15 protein-coding genes and 1 riboswitch are annotated in these 16,159 nt (G+C 69.9%); of the genes, 7 read left to right on the forward strand and 8 right to left on the reverse strand.

Translation table 11 applies throughout. The features are described 5' to 3' along the window. Nucleotides 1-18: 18 nt before the first annotated feature. The 7 genes from OG430_RS15705 to OG430_RS15735 all read left to right on the forward strand — a co-directional run bounded on the left by OG430_RS15705 (nucleotide 19) and on the right by OG430_RS15735 (nucleotide 7,229). Nucleotides 19-540, forward strand: a complete 522-nt coding sequence (locus OG430_RS15705) for an Lrp/AsnC family transcriptional regulator (protein WP_442816499.1) — start codon at nucleotides 19-21, stop codon at nucleotides 538-540. Continuing rightward, the gene (locus OG430_RS15710) at nucleotides 525-1,904 is read left to right on the forward strand and encodes an aspartate aminotransferase family protein (RefSeq protein ID WP_327353122.1); all 1,380 of its coding nucleotides are present in this window, start codon (nucleotides 525-527) and stop codon (nucleotides 1,902-1,904) included. Before OG430_RS15705 ends, OG430_RS15710 begins: the two co-directional genes overlap by 16 nt. A 197-nt stretch (nucleotides 1,905-2,101) precedes the next feature. After that, nucleotides 2,102-2,836 (forward strand): ABC transporter ATP-binding protein, encoded by a 735-nt coding sequence (locus OG430_RS15715; RefSeq protein WP_327353123.1) that lies wholly within the window; start codon nucleotides 2,102-2,104, stop codon nucleotides 2,834-2,836. Further along, complete coding sequence (locus OG430_RS15720) at nucleotides 2,818-3,981, forward strand: hypothetical protein (RefSeq protein ID WP_327353124.1); 1,164 nt, start codon at nucleotides 2,818-2,820, stop codon at nucleotides 3,979-3,981. The genes OG430_RS15715 and OG430_RS15720 overlap by 19 nt, the downstream gene beginning before the upstream one ends. A 123-nt stretch (nucleotides 3,982-4,104) precedes the next feature. Continuing rightward, complete coding sequence (locus OG430_RS15725) at nucleotides 4,105-4,515, forward strand: VOC family protein (RefSeq protein WP_327353125.1); 411 nt, start codon at nucleotides 4,105-4,107, stop codon at nucleotides 4,513-4,515. A 154-nt stretch (nucleotides 4,516-4,669) separates the two neighbouring features. Continuing rightward, nucleotides 4,670-5,944 carry a DUF1266 domain-containing protein gene (locus OG430_RS15730; RefSeq protein WP_327353126.1) on the forward strand — a complete coding sequence of 425 codons (1,275 nt, stop codon included), beginning with the start codon at nucleotides 4,670-4,672 and terminating at the stop codon, nucleotides 5,942-5,944. Nucleotides 5,945-6,119: 175 nt separating this feature from the next. Beyond that, complete coding sequence (locus OG430_RS15735) at nucleotides 6,120-7,229, forward strand: LOG family protein (RefSeq protein WP_327353127.1); 1,110 nt, start codon at nucleotides 6,120-6,122, stop codon at nucleotides 7,227-7,229. A 202-nt stretch (nucleotides 7,230-7,431) separates the two neighbouring features. Here OG430_RS15735 and OG430_RS15740 read toward each other — a convergent pair whose 3' ends face one another. The 8 genes from OG430_RS15740 to pyrH form a co-directional block, all read right to left on the reverse strand. Then, on the reverse strand, nucleotides 7,432-8,214 hold the full coding sequence (locus OG430_RS15740) for a maleylpyruvate isomerase family mycothiol-dependent enzyme (RefSeq protein WP_327353128.1): 783 nt from the start codon (nucleotides 8,212-8,214) through the stop codon (nucleotides 7,432-7,434). A 56-nt stretch (nucleotides 8,215-8,270) separates the two neighbouring features. Then, nucleotides 8,271-9,305: an ABC transporter ATP-binding protein gene (locus OG430_RS15745; RefSeq protein WP_327353129.1), complete on the reverse strand. Its 1,035-nt coding sequence runs from the start codon at nucleotides 9,303-9,305 to the stop codon at nucleotides 8,271-8,273. Then, nucleotides 9,305-10,912 carry an ABC transporter permease gene (locus OG430_RS15750; protein ID WP_327359112.1) on the reverse strand — a complete coding sequence of 536 codons (1,608 nt, stop codon included), beginning with the start codon at nucleotides 10,910-10,912 and terminating at the stop codon, nucleotides 9,305-9,307. The genes OG430_RS15745 and OG430_RS15750 overlap by 1 nt, the downstream gene beginning before the upstream one ends. 53 nt (nucleotides 10,913-10,965) lie before the next feature. After that, nucleotides 10,966-12,066 carry a thiamine ABC transporter substrate-binding protein gene (locus OG430_RS15755; protein WP_327353130.1) on the reverse strand — a complete coding sequence of 367 codons (1,101 nt, stop codon included), beginning with the start codon at nucleotides 12,064-12,066 and terminating at the stop codon, nucleotides 10,966-10,968. Further along, a riboswitch (TPP riboswitch) is annotated at nucleotides 12,062-12,168 on the reverse strand. It overlaps the preceding gene by 5 nt. Before the next feature lie 71 nt (nucleotides 12,169-12,239). After that, nucleotides 12,240-13,346, reverse strand: a complete 1,107-nt coding sequence (rlmN, locus tag OG430_RS15760) for a 23S rRNA (adenine(2503)-C(2))-methyltransferase RlmN (RefSeq protein ID WP_327353131.1) — start codon at nucleotides 13,344-13,346, stop codon at nucleotides 12,240-12,242. Nucleotides 13,347-13,448: 102 nt separating this feature from the next. Continuing rightward, the gene (locus OG430_RS15765; RefSeq protein ID WP_327353132.1) at nucleotides 13,449-14,576 is read right to left on the reverse strand and encodes a phosphatidate cytidylyltransferase; all 1,128 of its coding nucleotides are present in this window, start codon (nucleotides 14,574-14,576) and stop codon (nucleotides 13,449-13,451) included. Beyond that, nucleotides 14,576-15,133 carry a ribosome recycling factor gene (frr, locus tag OG430_RS15770; protein ID WP_327353133.1) on the reverse strand — a complete coding sequence of 186 codons (558 nt, stop codon included), beginning with the start codon at nucleotides 15,131-15,133 and terminating at the stop codon, nucleotides 14,576-14,578. Before frr ends, OG430_RS15765 begins: the two co-directional genes overlap by 1 nt. A gap of 139 nt (nucleotides 15,134-15,272) precedes the next feature. Beyond that, nucleotides 15,273-16,040, reverse strand: coding sequence for a UMP kinase (gene pyrH, locus OG430_RS15775; protein WP_327353134.1), 768 nt, complete (start codon nucleotides 16,038-16,040; stop codon nucleotides 15,273-15,275). Between the last annotated feature and the right edge of the window lie 119 nt (nucleotides 16,041-16,159).

Here is a 16,159-nt window from a genome sequence, read left to right on the forward strand (position 1 = left end):
CGGAACGGACGAGACCTCGTGCACAGTGAAGCCGTGGCCAGTCGAAGCGCAGACTCCCCCAGATCAGACACCCCCCGAACCGGAAACGGCTCACCCTCGGTGGACGCCGTCTCCCTCGCGATCATCGAGCAGCTCCAGGAAGACGGCCGCAGGCCGTACGCCGCGATCGGCAAGGCCGTCGGCCTCTCCGAGGCGGCCGTGCGCCAGCGCGTCCAGAAGCTGCTCGACCAGGGCGTGATGCAGATCGTCGCCGTCACCGACCCGCTCACCGTGGGCTACCGGCGCCAGGCGATGCTCGGCATCAACGTCGAGGGCGATCTGGATCCGATCGCGGATGCGCTGAGCGCCATGCAGGAGGTCGAGTACGTGGTCCTCACCGCGGGCTCGTACGACATCCTCGCCGAGGTTGTCTGCGAGGACGACGACCACCTGCTCGAAGTGATCAACAAGCGCGTACGGAACCTGCCGGGCGTGCGCTCCACCGAGAGCTTCGTCTACCTCAAGCTCAAGAAGCAGACCTACATGTGGGGAACCCGATAGCCGTGAGCAAGGACCTCTCGAAAACCGCCTATGACCACCTGTGGATGCACTTCACCCGCATGTCGTCGTACGAGAACGCACCTGTGCCCACCATCGTGCGCGGTGAGGGCACCTACATCTACGACGACAAGGGCAAGCGCTACCTCGACGGCCTCGCGGGCCTGTTCGTGGTCAACGCCGGCCACGGTCGCCACGAGCTCGCCGAGACCGCGTACAAGCAGGCCCAGGAACTGGCCTTCTTCCCGGTCTGGTCGTACGCGCACCCCAAGGCCGTCGAGCTGGCCGAGCGGCTCGCGAACCACGCGCCGGGCGACCTCAACAAGGTCTTCTTCACCACCGGCGGCGGCGAGGCCGTCGAGACCGCGTGGAAGCTGGCGAAGCAGTACCACAAGCTCACCGGCAACCACACGAAGTACAAGGTCATCTCGCGTGCGGTCGCCTACCACGGCACCCCGCAGGGCGCCCTGTCCATCACCGGACTCCCGGCTCTGAAGGCTCCGTTCGAGCCGCTGGTGCCCGGTGCGCACAAGGTGCCGAACACCAACATCTACCGTGCCCCGATCCACGGCGACGACCCGGTGGCCTTCGGCCGCTGGGCCGCCGACCAGATCGAGCAGGAGATCCTCTTCGAGGGCCCCGAGACCGTCGCGGCCGTCTTCCTGGAGCCGGTGCAGAACGCCGGCGGCTGCTTCCCGCCGCCGCCCGGCTACTTCCAGCGGGTCCGCGAGATCTGCGACAAGTACGACGTGCTGCTCGTCTCGGACGAGGTCATCTGCGCCTTCGGCCGGCTCGGCACGATGTTCGCCTGCGACAAGTTCGACTACGTACCCGACATGATCACCTGCGCCAAGGGCATGACCTCGGGCTACTCCCCGATCGGCGCCTGCATCATCTCCGACAAGCTCGCCGAGCCGTTCTACAAGGGCGACAACACCTTCCTGCACGGCTACACCTTCGGCGGCCACCCCGTGTCCGCCGCGGTGGGCCTCGCCAACCTCGACATCTTCGAGCGCGAGAACCTCAACCAGCATGTGCTGGACAACGAGGGCGCGTTCAAGGCGACGCTGGAGAAGCTGCACGACCTGCCGATCGTCGGCGACGTCCGCGGCAACGGCTTCTTCTACGGCATCGAGCTGGTGAAGGACAAGGTCACCAAGGAGAGCTTCAACGACGAGGAGACCGAGCGCGTGCTCTACGGCTTCCTCTCCAAGGCCCTCTACGACAACGGCCTTTACTGCCGCGCCGACGACCGGGGCGACCCGGTGGTGCAGCTGGCGCCGCCGCTGATCGCCGACCAGTCGACGTTCGACGAGATCGAGCAGATCCTGCGCGCGACCCTGACGGAGGCGTGGACCAAGCTGTAAGCACACATCAACCACACGGCCCGGGTGCCTCGTTCGAGTGAGAACGGGGTTGCCCGGGCCGTGTGCTGTCCGGCCTTGTGCGCGTATGTCCCTACGGTTCGCAGTGACCGATCGGCCCTCCGTCTCGTTCCCCCGTACGGGGGACGGGACTTCACGGGCCCTTCGTGCCCCACGCAACCGAACCGAGGTGTTTCACCATGGTGGCCCCGCCGGACAACGACGTGCTCTGGGCACGCGCCCTGCACTGCTCCCACGACGGCTCGCCCGCACTCACCGGCGTCTCCATCGGCGTACGGGAAGGCGAGATCCTCGCCGTGCACGGCCCGCGCGGCTGCGGCAAGACGACGCTGCTGCAGTGCCTGTCCGGCCAGCGCCTGCCGCAACAGGGCGAGGTCTGGTTCAACTCCACGCCCGTGCACACCATGGGCCCGCTCGTCCGGGAGCGGCTGCGCCGCGACAAGTTCGGCTGGATCGACCCCGAGCCGCAGCTGGTGCCCGAGCTCACCGCCTGGGAGAACGCCGCCCTGCCGCTGATGCTGCGCGGCTTCTCCAACCGCAACTCCCGTACGGCCGCGCTCGAATGGCTGGAGCGGCTCGACGTCGGCACCTGCGCCAAGAAGCGCCCGCACGCCCTCGTACAGGCCGAGCGGCAGCGCGTCGCCATCGCCCGCGCCCTGGTCACCGCGCCCACCGTGCTCTTCGCCGACGAGCCGACCGCGCCGCTGCACCGCGCGGACCGCGCCCATGTGCTGCGTACGCTCACCACCGCCGCCCGCTCGCACGGCATCACCGTCGTCCTCGCCACCCACGACGCCGAGGTCGCCTCCCTCGCCGACCGCACGGTCGCGCTGCTCGACGGCCGTCGCGTCAACACCGTCCGCCTCCCCGGAGCCGTCGAGAACGAAGGGGTGGCGTGCTCGCTCTCCGTCTAGCCCGCGGCGCCCATCCGCTCGTTCTGCTCCGCCGGCTGTCGGTCGCGGCTGCCTCCGCGGGGACCGGCTTCCTCCTGCTGTGCACCTTGGGGTACGCGGTCGCGCATCCCGCCGCGTCCTCCTCGTCGGCGCTCCGCCTGGCCTGGTGCCTGCCGCCGCTCGCCGCGACGGTGCAGCTCGCCGTCGCCGTGGCACGCACCGACCCGGCGACGCGGCCGCGGGCGGGGCTCTCGGCGGTGGGGCTTGGCCCGGGGCGGATGCGCGTCATCGCCGCGGTGTCGACCGGGGTGTCCTGTCTGCTCGGGTCGATGGTGGCGCTGCTGTTCTTCCTGCATCTGCGCGGCGACCTGAGCGGACTGCCCTTCGACGGCGCGGCCGGTGAACTCCTCGGCGCGGGACAGTCGTTGCCGCTCGGCGCCGCCCTGACGCTGCTCGCCGTGGTGCCGCTGGTCGCCGCCGGGGCCAGCGCGTTCACCCCCCGCGCCAAGCAGCTGCGGCCCGGCGACGAGCAGGACCCGGCCGCCCCCGAGGCACCCGCGCCCGCGCCGAACGGGCTGCCCTGGGGCGTGGCCCTGATGGCGGCCGGTCTCGCCCTGGAGACGTACGCGGCCCGCGGGGCGGGAACCGGCGGCATCGCCCTGCCCGGCCGGGTGGCCGCCACCCCGGCCGGCGTCCTCGGCGGCTGGGCGGCGTGTGCCCTCGGCCTCACCCTGGCCGGACCCGGCCTCGCCTTCCTGAGCGGGCGGCTGCTCCAGTGCCTGCGCCCGGGCGCGGCCCGCCTGCTCGGCGGCCGGGCCCTCATGGAGGAGGCCCGGCGGATCGGGCGACCGCTCGGTGTGGTCTGCGCGGTGGCGTCCGGGGCGCTCGCGGCGGGCTCGCTGTACGCGGGGCGGCGCCCGGAGGTAGGGCCGCTGACCGAGCTCGGGGCCGGGCTCGTCGTGGGCTGCACCCTGCTCGCGCTGCTCGCCGCGGCGATCGAGGCACGGCAGGCGCGGGCCCACACCACGGCGGCACTGCTGCGGCTCGGGGCTCCGGTGTCGCTCCTGCGGGGTGCGGCGGGGCTGCGGGCGGTGGCACTGCTGCTCGTGTTCGGGCCTCTGACCTGGGCTGTTGCCGAGCTGGTGGCGATTCCCCTGCGGCCGTGAGGGCAGCCGTGAGCGGCGTCCTGAAAAGTCGCCGGAAATTTCTTCGCGGGGAACGATGAGTTCTGTGAGGGGCGGGGGTCCATCCCTTCGTAACCCACAGCATCGACTCAGGGAGCAGCCGCCATGGCGTACCAGCAGATGATCTTCGTGAACCTGGCCGTCCAGGACCTCGAGGTCTCCAAGAAGTTCTTCAGCGAGCTCGGCTACTCCTTCAACCCGCAGTTCAGCGACGACACGACCGCCTGCCTCGTCATCAGCGACACGATCTTCGCGATGCTGCTGACCGAGCCGCGCTTCGCGGACTTCGCGACGAAGCCGGTCGTGGACTCCACCAAGTCCACCGAGGTGCTGCTCTGTCTGAGCGCGGAGAGCCGCGCGAAGGTCGACGAGCTCGCCGACAAGGCGCTCGCGGCGGGCGGCTCGCCGGCCAAGGACCCCATCGACTTCGGCCAGATGTACGGCCGCTCCTTCCAGGACCCGGACGGGCACCACTGGGAGGTCATGTGGATGGACCCGGCCGCCGTCCAGGGCTGATCCGTTCCGGCAGGCCGGAGCTGCGCCCGAGCAGTGCATTCGCGCTCGGGCGACATCACCGGGACCTGACGGACGACCGCGCGACGGCTCCCGATAGCGTGCGGGGAAGATCAATGGGGGAAGCCGGGGAAGCCGGTACGGGGAGGGGCCTGCCATGGAGTCCGTGGAATTCATCGACGACCTCGGCGACGAGGAGCACGACGAGATCTTCCCCGACATCCCGACGCCGACGGACGGCAGCCGCTGGCTCGCGCCCACCGATGTCGAGCAGCACCTGTACAAGCTGGTGCGCAGCGAGAACTCGTACGCCTACCTGCGCACCCTCGCGCACGAGGGCGTCTTCTATCCGGTGCCGCTGCAGGACGCCAGGGACACCCCGTCCGACCAGTATCCGGCGATGCTGCAGCGGGAGTCCGAGGGCCGGGTCATCGTGCCGGTGTACACGTTCGGGGTGCTGCCGCGCCCCTTTCCCGGCCTGGTCTTCGAGCACATCACCCTCGACGGGCTCGCCCGGATGGTGCCCGAGGACGCCGACATCCTCGTGGTGAACCCGATGACCCCGTGCCAGGAGTTCTTCGCCGTCGACGACGAGGAGCGCGACGTCTGGCGCGACCTCAGCGAGGACCTGTACGAGCACGGCGACAGCCACGACCGGGTCCTCGCGCTGCGCACCGGCGCCCCGCCGATGGGCCCGCTGCTGCACGGACTGGCCTGCGGCGGCCACCTCTGCTTCACCAACGGCGACCCCTGGAATCTGCTCAATTGGCAGGGCCACAAGGGCTACCAGAACGAGGTCGAGCGGCTCAGCGAGTGGTGGGGCGTGGACAGCCGCGAGGAGTGGCTGGACATCCAGGAGCGGCTCCTGAAGCGCGAAGTCAGCCCCTGGTACTGGGACTTCGTGCTCGGCGCGCGATCCGCCCTGGCACGCGAGCACGGCATCCGCCCTTCGGCCGTGGACGCGGGCGCCTGGCGCGACTGCGTGGAGACGACGCTGCGCGAGCGGGTGCGCGGCGAGGACCCCGAGTTCGCCGACTTCATGGCCATGGCACGTGGCCTCGTGGGCCAGATACTCCGCTACGAAGCCCGCTTCCGCGCCGACGAGTTGCTGGCCCCCGACGAGGTGGTGCGCACCGTCGCCGCCTGGGACCTGGGCCGCGCCTCGAAGATGGCCCGCTGGGGCAGGGGCGCCCGCTACGCAGCGGAGAAGGAGTCCCACGCGGCCCTGGAACGCGCCGGCCAGGGCGCACGCGAGGTGTACGGCTCCTGGGAGGAGTTCTCGGCGGGCTACGTACTCGGCCGCTGCCTGCACTTCGACGACGAGGAGTTCGGCGACTGGTACACCACGGTCCTCACCGCCCACCGAGCCCTGCTGACGTCCCCGGACAGCCCGTGGCTGACGGTGCCGTTCATGGGTAGCAGGGCCCTCTAAATCAGCCCGTCCGGCGTTTGAGGACAATCTTTTCAAGCCGGCGGCAGCCTTACGGGAAGGGGCGGGGAGGGGCAAAAATCAGCCTCTCCGGCGAGGAGCGGGGCCCGGGGCAGCGCCCCGCGACCTCAACGAAGCACCCAGCCCCACCCGGCCAGGCCCCCGCTAGCATTGCCAAATGGCCGACCTGGAAATCGAGACCCTCGCAGAGTTCGACACAGTCGTGGCGAAGGGCTCGCTCGCCCACCACCGCATCCAAGCGATCGACCTGACCGACCGCACCTTCGCCCTGCTCTCCGCGGACACGGCCGGCGCGGTCTTCCTCGGCTGCCCCATGGAACCCGACGTGGCCGCGAAGGTCAGGGCGAGCGGAGCCCTGGTCTTCCCACCCGTCCCGGGCCTCCCCTTCGACCCGTACCGAGGCCTGCTCTACACCCCGGACGAGCTCTTCGAAGGCCTGCCGGACGGCTACGAGGCAACCCCCGACGCCCGTACGTACGACTGGTTCAACGCCACCAAATCCGACGGCGACATCTTCGCCTCGATGCTCCGCGCCATCCACGACGACGCGGTCTCGGACGCCCTGGACGAACTCCTGGTCGGCACCCGCGTGGTGGGCGTGATGGGCGGCCACGCCATGGCCCGCGGCACCGACGCCTACGCGGGCGCGGCCCGCCTCGGCCGCACCCTGGCCCGCGAGGGCCTGACCGTGGCCACGGGCGGTGGCCCGGGCGCGATGGAGGCCGCCAACCTGGGCGCGTACGCGTCGACGTACGCCGACGAGATGCTCGACGAATCCCTCGAACTCCTCGCCAAATCCCCCTCGTTCACCCCGTCGATCACCGACTGGGCCCAGGCCGCCTTCACGGTCCGCGAGCGCTGGCCGATGGGCGGCACCTCGGTGGGCATCCCCACCTGGTTCTACGGCCATGAGCCGCCGAACGCCTTCGCCGCCCACATCGCCAAGTACTTCGCCAACGCCACCCGCGAGGACGGCCTGCTCTCCCGCTCGAACGCGGGCGTGATCTACCTCCCCGGCGCGGCCGGCACGGTCCAGGAGATCTTCGACAACGCCACCCCCAACTACTACGGGTCCCGCGGCGAGCCGACCCCGATGGTCCTGGTCGACCGCGAGCACTGGACGACGAAGCTCCCCGCCTGGCCGCTGCTCCAGGCCCTGGCGAAGGGCCGCGCGATGGAGACGCGGATCGCGCTGGTGGACACGGTGGAGGAGGCGCCCGAAGCGCTGGCACGCCTGACCGCGCACGCGCGACCGACCACGAACTGACGGGCCACGCCCCAAACTCCTGCCCCTAGGGAGCACTTGGCGCCACCCGGATGCCGCTGGGGTTCCACGGGAGCTGGGTGCCGGACGCGTAGATTCCGGCCGTACGTCCCCTCACCTCCGGCCGTACGCCCCTTCGCCACCGGCCGTACGAGGGGGCCGCATGCGGCAGTTGCCGTTGCAACCCCGGTCGGCCCGGCCCGGCTCAGCCGAAGGTGGAGCGCGCCAGCCAGGTGTCGAGCAGCGCACGGTCGCCGAGGACCTCGACCCGCTCGCTGTCCGCCGGGAGCCGGCGGAAGAAGACCCGGACCACCTCGGCGAGCGGCCCGCGCAGCGCGACGGTCGCCTTCTCGTGCCCGCGCCGCCAGGTGAAGCCCTCGTCGCCGAACGCGATGAGCCACTCCGCGTTCACCTCGACAGGGGAGTCGGTGGCGTGGAGGTGGAGACTGCGGCCGTTCAACTCGGCTGCGGTGGTGGCCAGTTCGGCACGCGGGACGTGCGGCAGGATCTCCAGGAGCTCGTCGATGGCGTCGGCCGCCACCTCGGGCGCCACCTCGAACTCCGCTCCCACGGTGAGGGCCACGTCGGCCCGGTGGATCAGCGTCTCCAGCGTCATCCGCCGCGCCCAGAACCGGGCATTGCTCATCCCCACCCAGGCCCACACCTTGGTCTCGGGCCCGGCCTCGCGCAGCGCCGCCACGAGCCGCTCGGCCCCGGCGAGCAGATAGGCGCCGAGCGCGTGGGCGTCGTCGTCGGGCCCGGTGTACTGATCCAGCTTCGGCCGCTCGGTGTGTTCCACGGCCCGGGTCCGCACCAGGAACTCGGCCCAGCGATGCGCCCCGCCCACATGCAGGACGAGCCTCCGCAGATTCCAGTCCGGGCAGCTCGGCACGGTGGCCGCGAGATCGGCACCGGGCAGCAGGGCGATCAACTGCTCTGTCTGGTGGACGATTTCGGCACAGTAGCGTTCATGGTCGAGAAGGCTCATGCCAGCACACTAGGGTGCCCGCCGAACACCCCGCACCCGGTATTCAGGCCGGGCCCTCACTCGCCGAGGACCACCACGTCGGCCGCGTCGAACGCGACCCCCACGCGCTGACCCACCTCGGGCGCGTCCCGCAACGCACAGGCCGCCTCGAGCCGCGGCGCACCCGCGGGCTGCAGATGTACGGCGACGTGCGTACCCCGGAAGGTCCGCCCGGCCACCGTGCACTCCAGCCCTTCCTTCGCCGGCACGAGCCGCACACCTGCGGGACGTACGAGCACACTGGCCGCCCCCTGCCGGGACCCCGCCGGCACCGGCACCTTCCCCCACGCGGTGTCCGCGACCTCGCCGCTCACGCTCGCCCCGACCACGTTGTCGAAGCCGAGGAAGCGTGCCACGAACTCGTCGGCGGGCCGCTGCCACACCTCAAGCGGGGACCCGGACTGGGCGATCCGCCCGTCCCGCATGACGACGACCCGGTCGGCGAGCGCGAAGGCCTCGCCCTGGTCGTGGGTGACGGCGAGCACGGTGGTGCCCAACTGGCCGAAGAGTTCCCGAAGTTCGACGACGAGGCGTTCGCGCAGGGAACGGTCGAGCTGGCCGAGCGGCTCGTCGAGCATGATCAGCCGGGGCTGCGGGGCGAGCGCCCGCGCCAGGGCGACGCGCTGCTGCTCGCCACCGGAGAGCGACCCGACGGCCCGCCGCCCGGCTCCCGGAAGACCGACGAGTTCAAGCAATTCCTTTACGCGTACGGCCTGTTCGCTCTTCGAGGCCCCGTGCATCCGCAGCCCGAACGCGACGTTCCCGCCCACGTCCCGCTGCGGGAACAGCTGATGGTCCTGGAACATCAGGCCCACGCCCCGCTTGTGCGCGGGCACCCCGGCCTGGTCGCGCCCGTCCAGCCGGACCCGCCCGCCGTCGATCGACTGCAGCCCCGCCACGACCCGAAGGAGCGTCGACTTCCCGCTGCCGCTGGGCCCGAGCACACACACGATCTCGTGCTCGGCGACATCGAGATCGACGGCATCCAAGGCGGCATGCCCGCCGGCTCCGCCGAACCGCACACTGACCTGATCAAGCTCCAGGAGCGCCATCAGAACTCTCCGGTCCTGTCGGTACGTACACGTTCAAGCAGCAGCAGAGACACGGCGCACACCACCATCAGAATGGTCGAAAGGGCCATCGCCTGCCCGTAGTTGAGCTCCCCGGCCCGACCGAGCAGCGTCGCCACGGCGACCGGCAGCGTCGGGTTGTCGGCCCGCGCGATGAACACGGTCGCCCCGAACTCGCCGAGGGACACGGCGAAGGCGAACCCGGCGGCGACGAGCAGCGCCCGCCGCACCATCGGCAGATCGACCTCGCGCCACACCCGCCACGGCGAGGCCCCGAGCACCGCGGCCGCCTCACGAAGCCGGCCGTCCACGGCGCGCAGGACCGGCAGCATGGTGCGTACGACGAAGGGCACCCCGACCAGCGCCTGGGCCAGCGGCACCAGGATCCAGGAGGCCCGCAGGTCCAGCGGCGGCTTGTCGAGCGTGATCAGGAACCCGAAGCCGACGGTCACCGCCGACACCCCGAGCGGCAGCATGAGGAGCGCGTCGAAGCCGCGTACCAGCCGCCCGGCCTTCCGCGTCAGCGCGGCCGCCGCGAGGCCGCCGATCGCCAGCGCGATGGCCGTGGCGGCGGCCGCGTACTGCAGCGAGTTCCCGATCGCCTCGATCGGCGGGACCAGGAACGCCCCGCCTTCGTTCGAGGTCAGCGCCCTGAAGTAGCCGAAGCCATACCCCTCGGACGTGCTCAGCGACCGCTCGACGAGCACCCCGAGCGGCACCAGGATCAGCACCAGAACCGTCAGGAGTACGAATCCGAGCAGCCCCCACTGCCCGGCCCCGCGCGGCCTGCGCGAGGTCCGCGCCGGGTCGACCAGCTTCAGGGCCGTCTCCCGGCGGCGTACCGTCCAGGCGTGCACGGCGAGGATCAGGCTGACCGCCGCGAACTGCACGATCGTCAGGACGGCTGCCGTGTCCAGGGCGAGCAGCTGTGCGGTCTGCCGGTAGATCTCGACCTCGAGGGTCGAGAAGGTCGGCCCGCCGAGGATCATGACGACGCCGAACGAGCTGAAGGTGAACAGGAACACCATCAGCGCGGCCGCCGCCACCGCGGGCCCGAGCGCGGGCAGCGTCACCTTGCGCCAGGCCGCGAACCGGGAGGCGCCGAGCACCCGCGCGGCCTCCTCCTGGCGGGGGTCGAGCTGCGACCAGAGGCCGCCGACGGTGCGTACGACGACGGCGTAGTTGAAGAAGACGTGCGCGAGCAGAATCGCCCACACCGTCGTGTCGAGCCGCACGCCCCACAGCTCGTCGAGCATGCCCCCGCGCCCGAGCAGCGCGAGAAATGCCGTGCCCACCACGACGGTCGGCAGCACGAACGGCACCGTGACGACGGCCCGCAGGAGCTGCTTGCCGGGGAAGTCGAAGCGCGCGAAGACATACGCGCCCGGCAGGGCGATCAGCAGGGTCAGCGCGGTGGACGCGAGGGCCTGCCAGGTGGTGAACCACAGGACGTGCAGGATGTCCGGTTCGGTGAGGACGTCGACGATCCGGCCGAAGCGCCAGACGCCGTCGGCCTTCAGTCCCCGGCCGACGATCGCGGCGACCGGGTAGGCGAAGAAGAGCCCGAAGAACACGACGGGCACGATCATCAGACCGAGCCGCGTCGCGCTCCCTCGCAGCTGAACCTTCTTGACCGCCTTGCCTACTTCACGACCAGCGACTGCCACGACTTCAGCCACTTCTCACGGTTGTCCGCGATCCTCTTCGGGTCCATCGTCTGCAGGTCCGTGGCCTGGGCGCCGAACTTGGTGAAGACCTCGGGCACCTGCGCGTCCTTGGCGACCGGGTTCACGAACATGTTGAGCGGCATGTCGTCCTGGAACTTCTTGGAGATCAGGAAGTCGAGGAGCGCCTTGCCGCCCTTCTCGTTCTTGGCACCGCTGAGCAGGCCGGCGAACTCGATCTGCTGGAAGCAGGTGCCGGTGGCGACACCGGTCGGGGCGTCCTCGGCCGTCTTGGGCTTGTCCTTGGCGTAGACGACCTCGACGGGCGGGCTGGAGGCGTAGGAGACGACGAGCGGGCGGTCGGCCTTGGCCTTCTTGCCGCCGGCCGAGCCGGAGAACTCCTCGTTGTAGGCCTGCTCCCAGCCGTCGATGACCTTGACGCCGTTGGCCTTCAGCTTGGTCCAGTACTCCTGCCAGCCGTCGTCGCCGTACTTGGCGGCGGTGCCGAGCAGGAAGCCGAGGCCGGGCGAGGAGGTCGCGGCGTTCTCGACGACCAGCATGTCCTTGTACTCGGGCTTGATGAGGTCGTCGAAGGACTGCGGCGGCGCCAGCTTCTTGTCCGCGAAGTACTTCTTGTCGTAGTTGACGCAGATGTCGCCGGTGTCGATGGGCGTGACACGGTGCTCGCCCTTGTCGAGCTGGACGCCCTCGGGGATCCGGTCCAGGCCCTTGGCCTCGTACGACGTGAACAGGCCGTTGTCGAGGGCCCGCGAGAGGAGGGTGTTGTCGACGCCGAAGAAGACGTCGCCCTGTGGGTTGCCCTTGGACAGGATCGCCTTGTTGACGGCCTCGCCCGCGTCACCGCTCTTGAGCACCTTGACCTTGTAGCCGGAAGCCTTCTCGAAGTCCTTCAGCACCTCGGGGGTGACGTTGAAGGACGAGTGGCTGACGAGCGTCACGGTCTTGGAGTCGCCGCCGGACGCCTTGTCGCCGGAGTCGCTGCCGCAGGCGGCAAGGGCCGAAGCACCGAGTGCGCCGCAGAGCACCGTGCCCAGGGCACGCCGAAAGGTGATGTTCATGATGGTGCTGACTCCCTACGCCGGTATGACCCGGATCAGGTCCGAGGGTCTGCGGCAGGTTGCCGCACTCTCAGCGCTGTTCGCGCTCCCCTGTCGGATTTCATTAGTACGAATGCACAGTACTGCACTCGTAAGGGACCCCCGCTGCTCCGGGCCGCCCCTGCGAGGCCCCGTCAGCGCTCGGACGCCGCCAGCTGTCCGCAGGCCCCGTCGATCTCCTGACCACGGGTGTCCCGGACGGTGACCGGCACCCCATGGGCGGCGATGGCCTCGACGAAGGCCTTCTCGTCCTCGGGCCGTGAGGCCGTCCACTTGGAGCCGGGCGTCGGGTTCAGCGGAATCAGGTTCACATGCACCCGCTTGCCCTTGAGCAGCCGCCCGAGCCGGTCGCCGCGCCACGCCTGGTCGTTGATGTCCCGGATCAGTGCGTACTCGATGGAGATACGGCGGCCGGACTTCTCCGCGTACTCCCACGCGGCATCGAGCACCTCCCGCACCTTCCACCGCGTATTGACCGGTACCAGGGTGTCGCGGAGCTCGTCGTCGGGCGCGTGCAGCGACACCGCGAGGCGGCACTTGAAGCCCTCGTCGGCGAAGCGCAGCATCGCCGGGACGAGCCCGACCGTGGACACGGTGATGCCGCGCTGCGACAGGCCGAGGCCGTCGGGCTCCGGGTCGGTGAGGCGGCGGATGGCGCCCACCACACGGTTGTAGTTGGCGAGCGGCTCGCCCATGCCCATGAAGACGATGTTGGAGAGCCGCGCGGGACCGCCGGGGACCTCGCCGTCGCGCAGGGCGCGCATGCCGTCGACGATCTGGTGCACGATCTCGGCCGTCGACAGGTTCCGGTCGAGCCCGGCCTGGCCGGTCGCGCAGAACGGGCAGTTCATGCCGCAGCCGGCCTGCGAGGAGATGCACATGGTGACCCGGTCCGGGTAGCGCATCAGGACGGACTCGACGAGCGTCCCGTCGTGCATCTTCCACAGGGTCTTGCGGGTGGTGTCGTCATCGCAGGAGATGTTCCGCACCACGGACATCAGATCGGGCAGCAGCGCTTCCTGCAGTTTCGTGCGCGATCCGGCGGGGATGTCGGTCCACTCCGCCGGATCGTGCGCGTACCGCGCGAAGTAGTGCTGCGAGAGCTGCTTGGCACGGAACGGCTTCTCGCCGATCGCGGCCACCGCTTCCTTGCGCTCGGCGGGCGTGAGGTCGGCGAGGTGCCGCGGGGGCTTCTTGGCTCCGCGGGGCGCGACGAAAGTGAGTTCTCCGGGCTTGGGCATGATGCAGCCATTCTCCCAGACATACGCCGACGGGCTCGCCGCCCTGTGGACAACGAGCCCGCCAACACACAAAACGCAGGTCAGATCACGTACGGAAGGAAATCAGCTGGAACCGACGAAGATCACCAGCATCAGCCACACAACCGGCGCGGTAGGCAGCAGCGAGTCCAGCCGGTCCATGATCCCGCCATGTCCCGGAAGCAGGGTCCCCATGTCCTTGATCCCGAGGTCCCGCTTGATCATCGACTCGCCCAGGTCACCGAGCGTCGCGCTGCACGCCACCGCGAGCCCGAGCAGCAGGCCCTGCCACCACTTGCCGTCGTCGATCAGGAACTGCATGCACAGCGCGCCCGCCACCATCGCGAAGGAGATCGCTCCGAACAGGCCCTCGCGGGTCTTTCCGGGGCTGATGCGCGGCGCCAGCTTGTTCTTGCCGAAGCGCCAGCCGATCGCGTACGCACCGGTGTCACTGACCACGGTCAGCAGCAGGAAGGTGAGCACCCGCCAGGCACCGTCGTCCGCGGTGAGCATCAACGCGACGAAGGTCGCCAGGAACGGCACGTAGAACGCGGCGAAGACACCCGCGGTGACGTCCTTGAGGTAGCCCTCGGGAGGCTCGGTCATCCGCCAGACCAGGACCGCGAGCGCGGTCAGCGCCATCGCCACCCAGGCACCCTCGGGACCGCGCACATAGCCGGCGACGACCATGGCCGCACCACCGACGGCGAGCGGCACCAACGGAGCCTTGATGCCCTTGCGCTCCTGCAGACGGGAGGTGAGCTCCCACAGGCCGACCACCACGGCGATCGCTATGACGCCGATGAAGACGGCCTTCACGATGAACAGCGACCCGATGATCACCACCCCGAGCCCTACGCCGACCCCTATGGCCGCACGCAGGTCTCGGCCCGCGCTCTTCTTCTGGGGCGGCTGAGCCGGCGGCGGTGGCGTGCTGGACATGGGCTCCTGCGGCATTTCGTCGCGGAACAAGGGGCCGCTCAGCCGAGCGGCCCCCGATTCGCGGTCGTCGCGGTCTCCAGCGTCTCTACCTGCGTCGAGAGCGTCTCTCCCGGCATCAGGCACCTCGGGCACGATGGGCATGGGCCGAGTCTGCTGGGCGTCAGGCACATCGTAGGCAGGACCCGCCGGGGGACGCCCCTGGGCGGGGCCCATTTCGGGCGGTCCCCAGTAGCCGGGCTGCGGCGGGGCCCCCCAGGAAGAGTCGTTCATCAGACCTCGAGGAGTTCCGCTTCCTTGTGCTTCAGGAGCTCGTCCACCTGGGCCACGTACTTGTGGGTGGTGTCGTCGAGCTCCTTCTCGCCGCGGCGCCCCTCGTCCTCACCGACGTCGCCGTCCTTGATGGCCTTGTCGATCGCTTCCTTGGCCTTGCGGCGGATGGAGCGGATCGAGACCTTGGAGTCCTCGGCCTTGGTCTTGGCGACCTTGATGTAGTCGCGGCGACGCTCCTCGGTCAGCTCCGGGAACGTCACACGGATGATGCTGCCGTCGTTGCTCGGGTTGACGCCCAGGTCGGAGTCCCGGATCGCCTGCTCGATGTTGCGCAGCGCGCTCTTGTCGAACGGGGTCACCACGGCCATCCGCGGCTCCGGCACCGAGAACGACGCCAGCTGGTTGATCGGCGTCAGTGCGCCGTAGTAGTCGGCCACGATCTTGTTGAACATCGCCGGGTGCGCACGGCCGGTGCGGATCGCGGCGAAGTCCTCCTTGGCGACCACGACGGCCTTCTCCATCTTCTCCTCGGCCTCGAGGAGGGTCTCTTCGATCACCACTTGCTCCTGCGTGTCTTGAGTAGGCCCGGCATGCGTCCTCGCGGGCGGCCGGCTGCGTCGCGTCTTGTTCCTGCACGGTGTCCGACCGGCAGGGGTTTGTCCATCCCCCCGGGGCGGGCCGGGGAGTTGGCGTGGGTCAGGCCCGGGTGCCCTGGTCGCTCACGAGCGTGCCGATCTTCTCACCCTTGACGGCCCGCGCGATATTGCCCTCGGCGAGCAACTCGAAGACCAGGATGGGGAGCTTGTTGTCCCGGCACAGCGTGATGGCCGTCATGTCGGCGACCTTGAGGTCGCGGGTGATGACCTCGCCGTACTCGAGCGCGTCGAACTTCACCGCGTCGGGGTTCTTCTTCGGGTCGGAGTCGTAGACCCCGTCCACGCCGTTCTTGCCCATCAGCATGGCCTCGGCGTCGATCTCCAGGGCGCGCTGCGCGGCGGTGGTGTCGGTGGAGAAGTACGGCATGCCCATGCCGGCGCCGAAGATGACGACGCGGCCCTTCTCCAGGTGGCGCACGGCGCGCAGCGGGATGTACGGCTCCGCGACCTGGCCCATGGTGATGGCGGTCTGGACGCGGGAGTCGATGCCCTCCTTCTCCAGGAAGTCCTGGAGGGCGAGGCAGTTCATCACGGTGCCGAGCATGCCCATGTAGTCGGAGCGGGCCCGGTCCATGCCGCGCTGCTGGAGCTCGGCGCCGCGGAAGAAGTTGCCACCGCCGATGACGATGGCGATCTGCGCGCCGTCCCGGACGACGGCCGCGATCTCCCGGGCGATGGCGTGCACCACGTCGGGGTCGACGCCCAGGCCGCCGCCGCCGGCGAACGCCTCACCTGACAGCTTCAGCAGGAAGCGACCGGCCGTCTTGCCGTCGGCGCTTTTGTCGGCAGTGGTATCGCCATTGGTCATGGAGCTCTCCTAGTGGTGCACATACAAGAAGGCCATTGCCGGTGGGTACTTGCGTCCCTCAGCGGCAATGGCCTCCTCGTCAGATCTGCGGTCGTCCGGCGTCGTACGAGTTTCCGTAG

Origin of the sequence: Streptomyces sp. NBC_01304, assembly GCF_035975855.1 — a bacterium.
Classification (GTDB): Bacteria; Actinomycetota; Actinomycetes; order Streptomycetales; family Streptomycetaceae; genus Streptomyces.

Coding starts and splice junctions, on each gene's coding strand:
- OG430_RS15750 (WP_327359112.1), bottom strand. CDS start 10,912: ATGATCGTGCCCGTCGTGTTCTTCGGGCTCTTCTTCGCCTACCCGGTC.
- OG430_RS15755 (WP_327353130.1), bottom strand. CDS start 12,066: ATGAACATCACCTTTCGGCGTGCCCTGGGCACGGTGCTCTGCGGCGCA.
- OG430_RS15745 (WP_327353129.1), bottom strand. CDS start 9,305: ATGGCGCTCCTGGAGCTTGATCAGGTCAGTGTGCGGTTCGGCGGAGCC.
- OG430_RS15735 (WP_327353127.1), top strand. CDS start 6,120: ATGGCCGACCTGGAAATCGAGACCCTCGCAGAGTTCGACACAGTCGTG.
- pyrH (WP_327353134.1), bottom strand. CDS start 16,040: ATGACCAATGGCGATACCACTGCCGACAAAAGCGCCGACGGCAAGACG.
- OG430_RS15730 (WP_327353126.1), top strand. CDS start 4,670: ATGGAGTCCGTGGAATTCATCGACGACCTCGGCGACGAGGAGCACGAC.
- OG430_RS15715 (WP_327353123.1), top strand. CDS start 2,102: ATGGTGGCCCCGCCGGACAACGACGTGCTCTGGGCACGCGCCCTGCAC.
- OG430_RS15725 (WP_327353125.1), top strand. CDS start 4,105: ATGGCGTACCAGCAGATGATCTTCGTGAACCTGGCCGTCCAGGACCTC.
- OG430_RS15740 (WP_327353128.1), bottom strand. CDS start 8,214: ATGAGCCTTCTCGACCATGAACGCTACTGTGCCGAAATCGTCCACCAG.
- rlmN (WP_327353131.1), bottom strand. CDS start 13,346: ATGCCCAAGCCCGGAGAACTCACTTTCGTCGCGCCCCGCGGAGCCAAG.
- OG430_RS15765 (WP_327353132.1), bottom strand. CDS start 14,576: ATGAACGACTCTTCCTGGGGGGCCCCGCCGCAGCCCGGCTACTGGGGA.